This is a genomic window from Streptomyces sp. NPDC014889 (genome assembly GCF_043081205.1).
Classification (GTDB): domain Bacteria; phylum Actinomycetota; class Actinomycetes; order Streptomycetales; family Streptomycetaceae; genus Streptomyces.
Genome location: NZ_JBIBWH010000016.1, coordinates 139,587 through 152,861, shown reverse-complemented (window position 1 = coordinate 152,861; position 13,275 = coordinate 139,587). Strand labels below are relative to the sequence as shown.

16 protein-coding genes are annotated in these 13,275 nt (G+C 71.4%); 4 read left to right on the top strand and 12 right to left on the bottom strand.

The window, feature by feature from the left end; genetic code table 11:
- Window positions 1-30: 30 nt before the first annotated feature.
- The 12 genes from ACF09J_RS29310 to ACF09J_RS29255 form a co-directional block, all read right to left on the bottom strand.
- Window positions 31-741 (bottom strand): 2-hydroxychromene-2-carboxylate isomerase, encoded by a 711-nt coding sequence (locus ACF09J_RS29310; protein ID WP_392308452.1) that lies wholly within the window; start codon window positions 739-741, stop codon window positions 31-33.
- Window positions 742-776: 35 nt separating this feature from the next.
- Entirely contained in the window at window positions 777-1,523 is a 747-nt protein-coding gene (gene fabG, locus ACF09J_RS29305; RefSeq protein WP_392308451.1) for a 3-oxoacyl-[acyl-carrier-protein] reductase, read from the bottom strand.
- Window positions 1,524-1,588: 65 nt separating this feature from the next.
- Complete coding sequence (locus ACF09J_RS29300) at window positions 1,589-2,074, bottom strand: 3-hydroxyacyl-ACP dehydratase FabZ family protein (RefSeq protein WP_392308450.1); 486 nt, start codon at window positions 2,072-2,074, stop codon at window positions 1,589-1,591.
- Window positions 2,071-2,565, bottom strand: coding sequence for a 3-hydroxyacyl-ACP dehydratase FabZ family protein (locus ACF09J_RS29295; RefSeq protein ID WP_392308449.1), 495 nt, complete (start codon window positions 2,563-2,565; stop codon window positions 2,071-2,073). Before ACF09J_RS29295 ends, ACF09J_RS29300 begins: the two co-directional genes overlap by 4 nt.
- Window positions 2,562-2,825: an acyl carrier protein gene (locus ACF09J_RS29290; RefSeq protein WP_392308448.1), complete on the bottom strand. Its 264-nt coding sequence runs from the start codon at window positions 2,823-2,825 to the stop codon at window positions 2,562-2,564. The genes ACF09J_RS29295 and ACF09J_RS29290 overlap by 4 nt, the downstream gene beginning before the upstream one ends.
- Before the next feature lie 90 nt (window positions 2,826-2,915).
- A complete protein-coding gene (locus ACF09J_RS29285) occupies window positions 2,916-4,019 on the bottom strand; it encodes a beta-ketoacyl synthase N-terminal-like domain-containing protein (RefSeq protein ID WP_392308447.1) in 1,104 nt (367 codons plus the stop codon).
- Window positions 4,020-4,046: 27 nt separating this feature from the next.
- Window positions 4,047-5,087 carry a thioesterase family protein gene (locus ACF09J_RS29280; RefSeq protein ID WP_392308446.1) on the bottom strand — a complete coding sequence of 347 codons (1,041 nt, stop codon included), beginning with the start codon at window positions 5,085-5,087 and terminating at the stop codon, window positions 4,047-4,049.
- 21 nt (window positions 5,088-5,108) lie between these two features.
- Complete coding sequence (locus ACF09J_RS29275; RefSeq protein WP_392308445.1) at window positions 5,109-5,957, bottom strand: alpha/beta fold hydrolase; 849 nt, start codon at window positions 5,955-5,957, stop codon at window positions 5,109-5,111.
- A complete protein-coding gene (locus ACF09J_RS29270) occupies window positions 5,954-6,916 on the bottom strand; it encodes a beta-ketoacyl synthase N-terminal-like domain-containing protein (RefSeq protein ID WP_392308444.1) in 963 nt (320 codons plus the stop codon). Before ACF09J_RS29270 ends, ACF09J_RS29275 begins: the two co-directional genes overlap by 4 nt.
- Window positions 6,913-8,049 (bottom strand): beta-ketoacyl synthase N-terminal-like domain-containing protein, encoded by a 1,137-nt coding sequence (locus ACF09J_RS29265; protein ID WP_392308443.1) that lies wholly within the window; start codon window positions 8,047-8,049, stop codon window positions 6,913-6,915. Before ACF09J_RS29265 ends, ACF09J_RS29270 begins: the two co-directional genes overlap by 4 nt.
- Window positions 8,046-9,302 (bottom strand): beta-ketoacyl-[acyl-carrier-protein] synthase family protein, encoded by a 1,257-nt coding sequence (locus ACF09J_RS29260; RefSeq protein WP_392308442.1) that lies wholly within the window; start codon window positions 9,300-9,302, stop codon window positions 8,046-8,048. The genes ACF09J_RS29265 and ACF09J_RS29260 overlap by 4 nt, the downstream gene beginning before the upstream one ends.
- 55 nt (window positions 9,303-9,357) lie before the next feature.
- A complete protein-coding gene (locus tag ACF09J_RS29255; protein WP_100570041.1) occupies window positions 9,358-9,609 on the bottom strand; it encodes an acyl carrier protein in 252 nt (83 codons plus the stop codon).
- Between the two features lie 379 nt (window positions 9,610-9,988).
- Here ACF09J_RS29255 and ACF09J_RS29250 point away from each other — a divergent pair, with 379 nt between their 5' ends.
- The 4 genes from ACF09J_RS29250 to ACF09J_RS29235 all read left to right on the top strand — a co-directional run bounded on the left by ACF09J_RS29250 (window position 9,989) and on the right by ACF09J_RS29235 (window position 13,166).
- Window positions 9,989-11,173 carry a cytochrome P450 gene (locus ACF09J_RS29250; RefSeq protein ID WP_392308441.1) on the top strand — a complete coding sequence of 395 codons (1,185 nt, stop codon included), beginning with the start codon at window positions 9,989-9,991 and terminating at the stop codon, window positions 11,171-11,173.
- A gap of 134 nt (window positions 11,174-11,307) precedes the next feature.
- The gene (locus ACF09J_RS29245; protein WP_392308440.1) at window positions 11,308-11,532 is read left to right on the top strand and encodes an MbtH family protein; all 225 of its coding nucleotides are present in this window, start codon (window positions 11,308-11,310) and stop codon (window positions 11,530-11,532) included.
- Between the two features lie 113 nt (window positions 11,533-11,645).
- Complete coding sequence (locus ACF09J_RS29240) at window positions 11,646-11,840, top strand: ferredoxin (protein ID WP_100570044.1); 195 nt, start codon at window positions 11,646-11,648, stop codon at window positions 11,838-11,840.
- A gap of 414 nt (window positions 11,841-12,254) precedes the next feature.
- On the top strand, window positions 12,255-13,166 hold the full coding sequence (locus ACF09J_RS29235) for a LuxR family transcriptional regulator (RefSeq protein ID WP_392308439.1): 912 nt from the start codon (window positions 12,255-12,257) through the stop codon (window positions 13,164-13,166).
- The last annotated feature ends 109 nt before the right edge of the window (window positions 13,167-13,275 follow it).

Here is a 13,275-nt window from a genome sequence, read left to right as displayed (position 1 = left end):
GCGCCCCCTCGGGATCGTCTCGGAGGCGGCTCAGCCGCAGCCGCCGGCGTGGCCGGCGTCCGCCCCCGCCGGGGCCATCAGCGGCAGCGCGGCCGCCTCCGCGTCCGGCACCGCGACGGCGGAGCGCGGGACACCGCGAAGCGCGGCGACGAAGGCGGCCACCCGGTCGACGCCCCAGAACTTGTCGTGTCCGTGGACGAAGAACGGCACCCCGAACAGGCCGTCCTTCGCCGAGGCGGCCAGGATCTCCACGCCCCGGGCGCGCAGTTGCGGATCGTCGGCCGCGCCCGCGGCCCGGTCCGCGTCCAGGCCCAGTTCTCCGGCGATCGCACCGATGACGGCGGGGTCGGAGATGTTCTGCGACTCCTGCCAGCGGGCGCGGTAGACCCGGTCGACGAACTCCTGCCCCTTTCCGGCGTCCTCGGCCACCAGATACGCCAGGTGCGCCACCTCCCAGACCGGTTCCCGGTCGATCGGCCAGGTGACGTCGAGCCCGCGGTCCTCGGCCAGCCGCCGGGCGTCCTGGAGGATGTAGAAGTTCTTCTCCCGCGCCATCGGCACCAGCGGCAGCTCGACCCCGGCCCGCGCGAGCAGTTCCTCGCTGCGCGCGTCCGGCTCCCAGAACGGGATCCACCGCACGCTGTCCAGGACATCGGGGTGGTGCTTCTTCAGATCGTGGTGGGCGAACCAGGAGTACGGGCTGCGCAGGGAGAAGTACCAGCGGGGCGGCTTCTTGGCCATGGCGGCGTCCTTCGGTGGGAAAATCGGGAGTGGGCTCAGATGGTGATGCCGCCGTCGACCTGGAAGACGGAGCCGGTGATGTAGCCAGCGCGCTCGGAGGCCAGGAACGACACCAGGTCGGCGACCTCGTCCGCGCCGCCGAAACGGTTCAGGGGGATCGAGGCCAGCATCTGTTCGCGGACCTTGTCGCTCAACACCGCCGTCATGTCGGTCTCGATGAATCCGGGGGCGACCACGTTGGACCGGATGCCGTAGCGGCCGACCTCCTTGGCCAGCGACTTGGCGAAGCCGATGATCCCGGCCTTGGTCGCCGCGTAGTTGGACTGGGTGGCGTGGCCGTGGACCCCGGCCACCGAGGAGAGCAGCACCAGCGAGCCGGAGCGGCGCTTCATCATCTCGAACACCACCGAGCGGCAGACGTTGTACGTGCCGTCGAGGTTGACCGCGAGCACGTCCTTCCACTGCTCGTCGGTCATCATCAGAAGCGGGTTGTCCCGCGTGATGCCCGCGGCGGTGACCGCGACGTCCACCGTGCCCAGGGTCTCCTGGGTCTCGGCCACCCAGGCGCGCACCGCGTCGGGCGAGGCCACGTCGACCTTCCTGGCCAGCACCCGGACGTCGAACTCGGCGAGTTCCTTCTCCAGGGCGCTCGCTGCCTCGTCGTTGGACTGGTAGCAGAAGCTGACGTCGTGGCCGTCGGCGGCGAGCCGCTTCACCACGGCCCGGCCGATGCCGCGCGAGCCGCCGCTGACCAGCGCGACCGGCTTGGTTTCCCGTGCCATCAGGCGTTCCTCCTTATCGGCTGCGTATCGGCCGTATGCCGTCCGCATGCCGGCTGTACGTCGGCTCAACCGGCGGACGGCAGCAGCCGGCCGGAGGGGCGGAACGCCATCACCATCCGCTCGACCGACATCACCACCTCGCCGTCGCACGAGGTCTCGCCCTCGAAAATCGCGGTGTCGGACAGGGCGCGGGAGAGCCGGGCCCTGTGCAGGAGCACGTCCCCCGGCAGCACCGGCCGGTGGAACACGACCCCGGAGAGCCCGCCGAGCAGCATCACCCGGTCGGCCTCGTGCGCTTCGCTGGGCCCGCCGGGGGAACGCCAGGTCGCCAGGATGCCGGCGGTCTGGCCCCACGACTCGATCAGGAGCGTCGGCGGGTACTCGAGGCAGACGCCGTCCGTGTGCGCGCCGACGCTGCGGTAGCACTGCTCGTTGCGGGTGATCGCCTTCGTCGCGGTGACGCTCTCGCCCGGCACCAGGTCGACCACCCGGTCGACGAGGAGCATGGGGAACCGGTGCGGAAGCAGGCGTTCGACCTGGACGGTGTTCATACGCCGACCTCTCCGGACAGCAGCAGCCGCACCGACGCGGCCTCGCCCCGCTCGGTGCTCGCCGTGGCCCGGCAGCGCATGCCGCCCTCGTGGTCGCGCAGCTCCAGGCGCACGGTGAGCAGGTCGCCGGGACGTACGGCGCCGAGGAAACGGGTGGACTGCACTGCCAGCAGCCGGGGTTCGGGCATCCCGGACCGCTCGGCCACCGCGAGCGCGGCGCGCTGTACGCATTCGACGATGCACACACCGGGGAAGATCGGGAAGTCGGGGTAGTGGCCGGCGAAGACCGGTTCCGCCTCGTCGATCGCGACGGTGGCCACCGCGCTGAGCACGCGTCCACCCCCGGCGTCCGTCCCGGACCTGGCCATCGAGGTCACCTCGATCCCGGCGTCCACCGGGGACGGCTTCGGGGCGTAGGAGACCCGGACGACCGGCGCGTGGGAGCCGTGGGCGACCGGCTCGGCCGGCGCCACGGGTGGGGAGGTGGTCACGCCGACACCGCCAGCTTGCGTTCGAGCAGCGCGCGCGCCTGGCTGAAGGTGCGGGCCGTCCGCATCTCCTGCTCGGTGAACTTGACCTGGTACTTCTTCTCCAGCACCACGACCAGTTCCAGCAGGAGCAGCGAGTCGACCTGCAACTCCTCCACGAAGTCGGTGGCCTCCTCTATGTCGGTGGCGTCGACGTCGATCACATCGGCCAGGGTCCGCCGCAGTTCTTCCCTGTCCAGCTTCTCGAAGGGCTGTGCCGTCATGACTACCGCTCTCCTCCGTTCGATTCGTTTCCCGGTACGGCCCGGCCGGTTCCGGGCACGGCCCGGCCGGTTCCGGGCACGGCCCGGCGCTCAGCGAAGCCGCAGCAGCGCGCAGCCGGTTCCGCCGTCGCGCTCCACCGCGGTGACCACCGCGATCCGCCCGGCGGCACCGGGCGTCCGCTCGGCGACCGCGAGCACGGAGGCGATCTGAAGACTCACCGACGCCGCCGACGCGTCCCCGAACAGCTCGGTGTTCCGCACCTGTTCGAGGGCAGCGGTGCCGAACACCTCGGTCAGTACGCCGCGTTCCCGCTCTCCGAGCGCGTCGCCGGCACCGCACGGCACGGCCGCCCACACCTGCGACGGGTCCACCCCGGCACGGTCCATGGCGCGGCGCAGGCAGGAGCCGAGCACCATCGGCAGCCGTCCCTCGGCGAACACGCCGCTCTCCACGGCGAGCACCTCGGCAAGCACGTGCTCGGCGGCGACGGACTCCTCGGGCTCGAGGAGCAGCATGCCGGCGCCCTCGCCGAGCAGCGCCTGCCTCTCCTCGTCGCCCCTGGTGTGCCACTCCAGCCAGGACCGCTCGTTGGAGTACTCCTCCGCGGAGCCGCACAGCACCGCCTCGGCCCGGCCCGCACCGAGCAGTCTGCGCGCGTAGTTCAGCGCGAGCAGCCCGGCCAGCCGGCCGCCGGCGATGGTGGCGTTCGGGCCCTTGATCCGGTGCCGGATCGCACACTGGCCGGCCGCGCAGTTCATCACCGTGTTGGGCATCTGCGCGGGGTCGACGAAGTACGGCTGCTCACCGGTCAGCGAGTCCCGGGTGAAGTCCATCATGCTCTGCGCGCTGCCCGTGGTGGTGCCGAGCACGACGGCACCGCGGTCGCCGGTGGCGACCTCGCGGTTGCGCTCGGCGTCGTCGAGCAGCGCACCGACGGCGCTGACCGCGAGTCCCGTCACCCGGTCCATCGACCGGGTGCCCTTGCGGCCCAGCGCCGCGCGCGGGCTGAACCCGGGCACCAGCCTGGCCCGCTCGTCGGGCACCTGCCACTGCTCGCGGTCGATCCGGACGGCGGTCTCACCGCCCTCGTGCATCCCCTCGACGAACGCCGCGCGCCCCATTCCGAACGGGGACACGGCCGACCAGGCGGTGATCACCGGTCTGCGGGCGGCGCCCTTGGTGTCGCTGCTCATGGCGACAGCTCCTTCCGACAGGTCAGGTCAGCCGGCGGCGGGGGTCTTGCCGCCGAGCGCGGCCAGCACCTCGTCGTCGAAGGTGACCAGGGACCAGTCGCGCTCCGGCGACTCCTTGGTGACGTAGCCGTGCGTGATGTGTCCGGTGGCGACCGGCACCAGCGCGCCGTCACGCACCACGTAGCAGTCCATCCGGGCGGTGAACAGCATGGACTTGAAGATGTCCTCGACGGTGAAGACGGTGTACAGCTCGTCCTCGATCCGCACCTCGTCGGTGAGCTCGATGTCGCACTTGGTCACCACCGGGATCCAGTTGCGCTCGTCCAGCAGGCGGTGGATGGCGATGCCCCGGTCGGCGACGAACAGGTGCAGCACCTCCTCCATCTGCCGCAGGAAGCCGGACATCTGCATGTGGCTGGTGAAGTGGCAGTAGAAGTACGGCACGCGCCACTTCCAGCCGAACGCGTTGCCGTCGCCGACGATCTCGGTTAGCACCGGGTCGCCGGAGCGTGTGGTGACACCGCGCTGCGCGGACAGGTCGATGTTGTCCACCGGTACGGCGGCGAGCTCCTTCGGCGTCGCCTGCCCCAGCCGCGGCACCACGAAGCGGGTCAGGCGCCCGGGCAGCGGCTTCGGGGCCGGTACGTGCTCGATGGCCCGCAGGGAGACCTCGACCTTGCTGGTCACCGCCTTGCGCGGCGCCCCGTCCCGCTCCACGGTCCCGGTGACCGCGAACCGCAGCCGGGTGTCGGAGTCCTTGGTGACCGGCCTGACCTCGACGGCGACCGTGTCGTCCAGGGTGAGCACCGTGTGCAGCCGGGTGTCCACGGAGACCACGTCGAAGCCGACGCCGTACTCGACGTAGAGAGCGGTGGCTCCCAGGCCGGCGGCGCGGAAGTGCTCGAGCACGGCGGCCTCGAGCACGTAGTGCACGTGCTTGAAGCCGATGGTCGTGCTGATGTTGCCGCCCTCGTAGGACGGCCGCAGCGAGAAGTGGCCGGTCACGTCGAAGAAGTCGTTCAACGACTGCTCGGTCGGCTCGGGGACACTGCTGATCGGGGACGTCATGCTGCTCAGGCTCCTGTTCTGTCAAGCGGGTTGGTCGACGGCCGCGGGCACGGGGCGCCCGATGGCGTCGAGGAACTCACCGAGGGCCGCGGAGAAGGCGTCCGCCTGCTCCACCATCGGGAAGTGGCCGGCCCCGGGGACGAACCGGCAACGGGCGTCGGGGAGATCGGCGGCGAGCGCCGTGCTCTCGGCGGGGACGGCGGTGAAGTCGTCCTCCCCGCCGATCACCAGGCAGGGCACCGTGATCAGGTCGGTGCGCAGCCAGGGCGTCTGCAGATAGCTGCGGAAGAAGCTCAGATAGCCGTACGGGCCGACGCGTTCGCAGACCCGCTGGGCCATGTCGCGGCGCAGCGAGGGGTCGAGCCGTGGCCCGGCGACCACCCGGATGCCCTCTTCCATGGTGCGGCGGAAGTTCTCCAGCATGTCGCCGACGACGCCGTACTCGAAACTCTCCGGATCGCGGCGGTAGAACGGCGACACGAGCACCAGGCCCTCGATGCCGTGGCGTGCGAACGGGTCGCCGCCCCGGGCGAGTTCCTCGCCGAGCAGGTCCAGCAGCAGCACGGTGGCGAAGGAGTGGGCCACCACGATGCGGGCGCCGCCGGGCACCTGCCCGAGCGCGTCCGCGACGGCCCGGGAGGCGTGCGGGCCGTAGGCCCAGGCCGGTGACCGCCCGCCGCCCCAGGGCAGTTCGGCGGCCCACAGATCCAGGTCGCCGGCCTCCCTGGCGGCCAACTCGTCCCACACGGAGGAGCTGTTGGCCAGCCCGTGCAGCAGGAGCGCGCGGGCACCGCCGGTGGGCCGCTTGCGGTGCACGGTGCACGCCGTGTCGCCGGTCGGGTCCGGCGACCGCGGCCGGGCAGGGCTCACCGGGCGTCTCCGGGGGCGAGCAGGAGGAGCCCGGCCACACCGTCGTCCCCGCGGCCGGCCAGGGCGTAGAGGGGTCCGGGCTCGCCCGCGTCGAACCGGCCGGTGGCGGCGGCGCACTGCACCAGACCCAGCGCGCCGGAGAGCGCGCCCCAGTCCTCGGGCATCCGGTGCCGGGGAACCCCGGCGAGCAGCTCGGCGGGCGGTTCGGTGCCGCCGGCGGTCTCCGGCGGGTACCAGCCGGCCGGAGTGTCCCCGCCGAGTGCGTCGAGCCGCCCGACGCACTCCCCGACCCCGCCGGTGCGTACGAATCCGCCCAGGCGGGCCCTCGGCCGCACACCGCGCGCCCGCGCGGTCTCGGCACGCTCCAGGACCACCGCGACGGCCCCGTCCACGATCCGGTCCGCGCCGACCAGCTCGCGCACCACCTCGTTGTCCGGCTCGACCCCGACGACCAGCACGTGCTCGGCCCGCCCGGAACCCAGCAGGGCGGCGGCCCAGCGCAGCGCGTCGAGCCCCGAGGAGTCGCCGTTGCAGACGGTCAGGTTGGGGCCGCCCAGCTTGAAGCGGATGGCGATCTCGGAGGCGACGATGTTGCTGGAGGCGTTGGGGCTGTCCATGGGGCTCGTGCCCCGGGTCGTCTCGGCCGCGATGGTCGTGACCACCCGGCAGACGGTGTCCGCGTTGCCGTAGTTGGACGCCACCACGACACCGACGCCGCCGCCCTCGGTCAACGGGCCGTCCGCGTCCCGCAGCCCGGCGTCGCACAGGCCGGCGAAGGCCGCGCACAGACCGAGCCGGGTGGCGCGGTCCTTGTACTTCAGGCCCTTCTTGCCCAGCAGGGCGGCCGGGTCCACCGGCTCCGCGGGGAAGTCCGGTCCGGCCACCAGGTCACCGGTGCCGGTCACTCCGGGCAGCGCCGGACCCACACCGCTGACCACGATCCTCGGGGACTCGGTCATCGGGCCGCCTCCAGGACGGCCACCGCGTTCAGCCCGCCGAAGCCGAAGCCGTTGACCTGCGCCACCTCGACGCGGCCGGTGGTCTCGGTGGTGTGCACCAGCCGCAACGCGCTCACGTCCTCGGTCGGTTCGTCGAGTTCGGTCACCGGCGGGATCCGCCCGGTCGACATGGCCCGCAGGGCCGTGATGAGGCTCAGCACCCCGGCCGAGCCCGCGGTGTGCCCGGTCATCGACTTGACGGCGGTCACCAGCGGCACCCGCTCGTGCTCGCCGAAGACCTCGCGCAGCGCCCGCACCTCCACCTCGTCGTTGAGCGGGGTGCCGGTGCCGTGCAGCATGACCAGGTCCACGTTCTCCGGCTTCACCCCGGCCCGCCGGTGCGCCTGCCTCATCGCGGCGGCGACCCCGGCCTGGAGGGGCGCGGTGGTGTGGTGGGCGTCGCAGTTCACGCCGACCGAGCGCACCCGGCCGTGGACCCGGCGGTGGCCGTCCGGCTCGCGGGCCAGCACGATCGCGCCGGCTCCCTCGCCGAGGATGGTGCCCTTGCGGTCGACGTCGAAGGGTCTGAGCCGGCCGGGCGGCTCCAGCTGGAAGGCGTCGGTCAGCCCGAACATGCTCTCGGTGATCGAGTCGGTGCCCGCCACGATCACGTGCTCCACCACGCCGGAGTCCAACTGGTCGACGGCGAGCGCCAGCGCGTACAGCGAGGCCGAGCAGGCGTTGGAGAAGGTGTGCGTGTCGACCGCGCCGAAGCGTTCCCGCAGGGCGGTGCCGAAGTGCATCCGTCCGGCCGTGAACTCGGCGCCGTCGCGCCACCACAGCTCCAGCGACCGCAGCTCCCGCAGCCCGGTGCCGACCAGGATCGGCACATCGCGGAGGTCCTCACCGAGGCCGGCGTCACGGGCCGCCTGACCGACCGCGTCGAGCAGGAACCCGGTCGCCCGGCCCGGCACGTCGACGCCCGGCGCGGGCCGGTCGTCGATCTCGAAGAGGTGACCCGCCTTGAACTTCGACCGGTCGAAGCCCCGCAGCGGAGCCAGCCCGCTCCGCCCGGCGCACAGGCTCTCGAACAGCTCGGACGGATCGCGCCCGATGCTCGCGACCGCGCCGATTCCGACGATGGGCCGGCTCATGAGGCCTGCTCCTCGTACTTGGCGAGGATCACGACGGCGTTGTTGCCGCCGAAGGCCATCCCGTTGTTCTGCACGATCCTCAGATCGGCGTCGACGGCGTGGTTGGGCACGCAGTCGACCTCGCACTCGGGGTCGGTCTCCCGGTGGTTGATGGTCGGCGGGATGAACCCGCCCTCGACGGCCAGGGCACAGGCGATCGCGGCGAGCGCGCTGGCGGCGCCCATGGTGTGGCCGAGCATCGACTTCAGCGAGACGGTGCGCGGCGGCGCCTCGCCGTAGACGTCGCGGACCGCGCGGGTCTCGGTGACGTCGTTCGCTTTGGTGCCGGTGCCGTGCGCGGAGATCAGATCGACCTCGGACGGCTTCACCCCGGCGTTGTTCAGGGCCAGTTCCATGCAGCGGGCGATGCTGCCCTGGTTGGGTGCGACCGGGTGGTCGGCATCGCAGTTGAGCCCGTAGCCCAGGACCTCGGCGTGGATGGTGGCGCCGCGGCGCAGCGCCGACTCCAGGCTCTCAAGGACCAGTACGCCGGCGCCCTCACCGGTCAGGATGCCCTTGCGGTCCTTGTCGAACGGCCGGCAGCAGTCCGGCGCGATCGTGCCCAGCCGGTAGAAGCCGGCGAAGGTCTTGCGGCACATCGCGTCCGCGCCGCCGCACAGCGCGAACTCGACCTCGCCGGTGCGCACCGCGTCGAAGCCGTAGCCGATGGCGTAGTTGCCCGCGGCGCAGGCGGTCGGGATGGTGACCGCCTCGACGTCCTCCAGGCCCAGTTCGTGCGCGACGGCCGTGGCCAGCCGGCTCGCCGGGACGCGTCGGACCACCTGCGGGTCCATCTTCTCGGGTCCGTGCTCGATCTCGGTCTCGACCAGGCGGTCGAGGTCGTGCGACTCCCCGTCGGTGGACCCGATGGAGATCAGGCCGCGCTGTCCGCGCAGGACCTCCTCGCTCAGTCCGGCGTGGGCGACGGCCATCCTGGCCGCTGCCACCGAGAAGCGCGTGGCGGGGCCGAGTTCGTCGACGTCCAGGTTGCGGATCCACCGGCGCGGCTCGAAGCCCACCAGTTCGCAGCCGTTGGCGTGGGCGAAACCCTCGGTCGCGAACCTGGTGATCGGCTTGGCGCCGCTGAGCCCGGCCCGCAGCCCCTCGGCGAACTCGACCGCGCCCACACCGATGCTCGAGAAGACTCCGAAGCCGGTCAGGACCACGCGATGCGCTGGTGGTGCCGACCCGTTGCTGGTTGCAGTTGCACGCATGGTCTCTCCGTCCGGTTTCGATCGGCGGTGCCGCGGCGGTACCGCTCGGCCGTGACTACTTGCCGGCGGCTTCCGCGACGACCTCTTCCACGCCCTTGAGGTTGACCATGCGGCCCAGTTCGGCCTGGTCGATGACGACGTGGAAGTGCTTCTCCAGGGCGGCGAGGATCTCGATCGCGCGCAGCGAGTCGGCGCCGTGGTCCTCCTTGAACAGGCTGCTCTCGGTGACCTCGTCCTCCTCCAGCTCGAGAATGTCGCAGACGATTTCCTTGATTTTCTCGGACGTGCTCTCCGCAGAGGTCGTCATATCGCTCCTGCTCCCTCGTGATGATGACGCCGGCCCGAACGAGCCGTGCATGGAATGGACGAGTTCGATCACCAAGGCCGGCACGGAAGTTCCCCACTCATGCCGGCAATTCCTCTTGGAATTCGGCGCATCACTCACACGCCTCGGCGAACGTAGCCGGGGCGAACGGGCGTTCACCAGACCGGTACGAAGAATTCGAATCAGCCATGTGCGGCCTGGCCGGAACCGGCACATCGAAGATTCCACATCAGCGCTGACGGCCGCGCCCGTCCCGGCCAGGCTGGTGGGCCGGACGTGCCCCGCGAGCAGTGCGGGGGCTCACCGGACGACCGCAGGGAGAGCATCGATGGCAGCCGGCGGAGCGCTTTCGAAGCACTGGATGTTCAGTGACGAATACACCCAGAACCCGTATCCGACCTTCGCCGTGCTGCGCGCCGAACAGCCGGTGACCATGGTGCAGACGCCCGACGGAGCACGGGCCTGGGTGGTCACCCGGCACGAGGACGTCCGCAACGCACTGGCCGATCCCCGGATGAGCCGGGACATCGGGAACCTGTACCGGGCGCTCGGCCGGCAGATCGGCAAGGAGCTGAAACCGGCCGACGAGATCACCCACCACCTGGCCAACTCCGACCCGCCGCGGCACACCCGGCTGCGCAAGGCGCTGGTGTTCGCCTTCACGCCCAAGCGGGTCGCGAACATGCGCCCCAGCCTGGAGAAGGTCGTCGACGGGCTGCTCGACGAGCTGGCCGGGCAGCCGCGTCCGGACCTGCTGGCCGGTCTCACCGAGCCGCTGCCGATCATCGCGATCGCCCAGCTCCTTGGTGTGCCTGCCGCGGACTGGCGGCACTTCAAGGTCTGGTCGAACACGCTGCGGTCCACCGACGCCGCCGATCCGACCGGTGTCCTGGCCGAGCACACCCGGCAACTGTCCACCTACATGACCGAGCTGATCGCGGAGAAGCAGCGGCACCCGACGGACGACCTCGTCTCCGCGATGGTGCACGCCGAGGGCGACAAGCTGCTGACCCCGAAGGAGATCCTCTCCACCGCGTTCGCGCTGATGACCGGCGGCAACGAGACCACCACCGCGCTGGTGACCGGCTGCTTCGTGGGGCTGCTGACCCACCCGGAGCAGGCCGCGCGGCTCAAGGCCGACCTGGACCGGATCCCGCAGGCCGTCGACGAGCTGATCCGGTACGCCGGCCCCATGATGTACACCCTTCAGCGGCTGACCCTGGAGGACGTCGAGATCGCGGGCACCACGATTCCGGCGGGCGAGATCGTGATGCTCTCCCCGGCCAGCGCGAACCACGACCCGGAGGCCTTCCCCGACCGGCCGGACGAACTGGACATCGACCGCCCGAAGCCGGTGCACCTCACCTTCGGCCACGGCATCCACTACTGCATCGGAACGCATCTGGCGCGGGCCCAGGCGGAGATATCGATCCGGCGCGTCTTCGAACGTTTCCCGGACGTCCGACTCGCCGTGCACCCGTCGGAACTGCGTTATCAGCCGGCCCTGCTCGTCAGGTCTCCGGCCGCGCTTCCCGTCAGCCTCTGACATTCCTCGGCGACCCGCCCGTTTTGCATTCAACCATCGCCGGGGAGCGAAATCACCGATACGAAGGATTCCCGCAATCGCCGCTGGGGACAACCCGGTTCAGGCGGACCGCATCGCAGGATGGAGAAGGGTATATGAGCACCAATCCTTTCGAGGACAACGAGGCCGAGTACTACGTGCTGGTCAACGACGAGGGGCAGCACTCGCTCTGGCCGGCCTTCGCCGAGGTCCCGGCCGGCTGGACGGTCGCGCACGGCCGGGCCGGCCGGGAGGCGTGCCTGGAGTACGTCAACGAGAACTGGACCGACATGCGGCCGCTCAGCCTGGTGCGTGAGATGGAGGCGGCGGCCGGCAAGTAGCCGCCGGCCGTGGGCTGATCTGTGCGCGGGGCGGGCGCGCCCTCGGGGTGGTGCCGCCGCGCCCGCACAGGTCAGCCCGTTCGCGGCCCCGAGGGCGTTTCGAGGAGGAAGTCATGAAGGTTCTCATCGACCAGGACACGTGCGTCGCCTCCGGCCAGTGCGTGCTGACCGCCGCCGACGTGTTCGACCAGCGGGACGAGGACGGCATCGCCGTCCTGCTCGACGACACCCCGCCCGCCGACCGCGCGGACGACGTCCGGCAGGCCGCCGCGGTCTGTCCGGCCCGGGCCATCCGGCTGGAAGAGTGAGCAAGGCTCGCCGGAAGGGGGCGCCGAGAGGAGGTCACGACCGTCTCCGAAGGTTTACTTCCCGGCAGAACTTTCTTTGTTCCAGGGGCCGTTGACGTGGAACATGTTGCGGAACTAGCGTCCCCTCCAGTTCACAGACATCAAACGTGTCCCAGGTGGGCCCCCACGTCCCATGAGGGCTGGGGACTCGCGCCCGAACCGTCGGCGCCTGCCGTCCCAATCGCGCGGCCCGGCGGTCGGCAGTGCGCGAACGGGGGCGCGGGCGCGGCCTTCACCGGGCATGCCCGTCGCCGTACGGTCGAGCACTCAGGTGCAGCCAGATCCGGCCAGACGGGGTGAGGAATGCGGAACCAGTTCGGGGGAAGGTCGCATGAACACGGGGAAGCCGGCGGGGAGGGGGCCGGCCGGCACGACATGGACAAGGCCCTCCAGGACGTGCATTCCGTGATCCTCTCCACGGTGGCGAAGCACCGGGAGTACCAGGAGCACCGGGACGGGATGTCCGGTCAACCGCTCGCCACCGCGCTGAACCCGGGCGACGCCGAGATCCTGGCGGCCGCCGTGGAACTGGCGGGCGGGGCCGGACGCACGGTCGACGCCGTGGTCGCCTTACCGGGTCACGCGGAGGCCGCCTACGCGATGCTCCGAGAACTGCTGTGCAGACGTGGCGACCTGGTGCGCGTCCGGATCCTGTGCACCCGTGACACGCTCGACCACGAACTGGTGCGGGAACTCGCCCGCAGGGGGCGCAAAGCCGTCCGCATCGCCCGCATTCCGCTGATGACGGCCCTGATCGCCGACGGCCGGACGACGCTGGTGTGCACCGAGACGGCCGGCGAGCGCCAGGCGTCCGTCCTGCGGGCGTCCTCCGTCACCCAGTGCGGCCAGACCCTCTACGACACCGTCTGGAGCCACGCGGTCGACGCCACCGCCTGGGTGTGCCTTGGCGCCCATGCCCGCGTCGAACTCGTCCAGCAGATACTGCACTACCTCCACACCGGGGCCACCGACGAGGCCGCCTCGCGCGAGCTGTCCATCTCCGTGCGCACCTACCGCCGGCACATCGCCACCATCATGGAGATCCTCGACGCCCGATCCCGGTTCCAGGCGGGGGTGCGTGCCGCGGAACTCGGTCTGCTCACCCCCCGCGTCCGCCCGGGCGCCGAGCCGCCTCGCGGGCGTGCCCCGGCGGGATGGACGGCGGGCGGCGCCACACCACCACGCGGCGTCTACCCCCCGGCCCCCCTGCGCTCCATCCAGTCCGTACCGCAGTTGGCCCGGCGCCACTCCTACGAGCCCGATCCGGTCGCCGACCCCAGATCCTGATGGGCCGACCGACACAGCGGGTGACGATGCGAAGACCGCCGGCCGGGGGAGAGGACGGGCCGGGATCGCTCCGGCCGGACTAGGCCGGACCCGGACGGGACGACGGTGG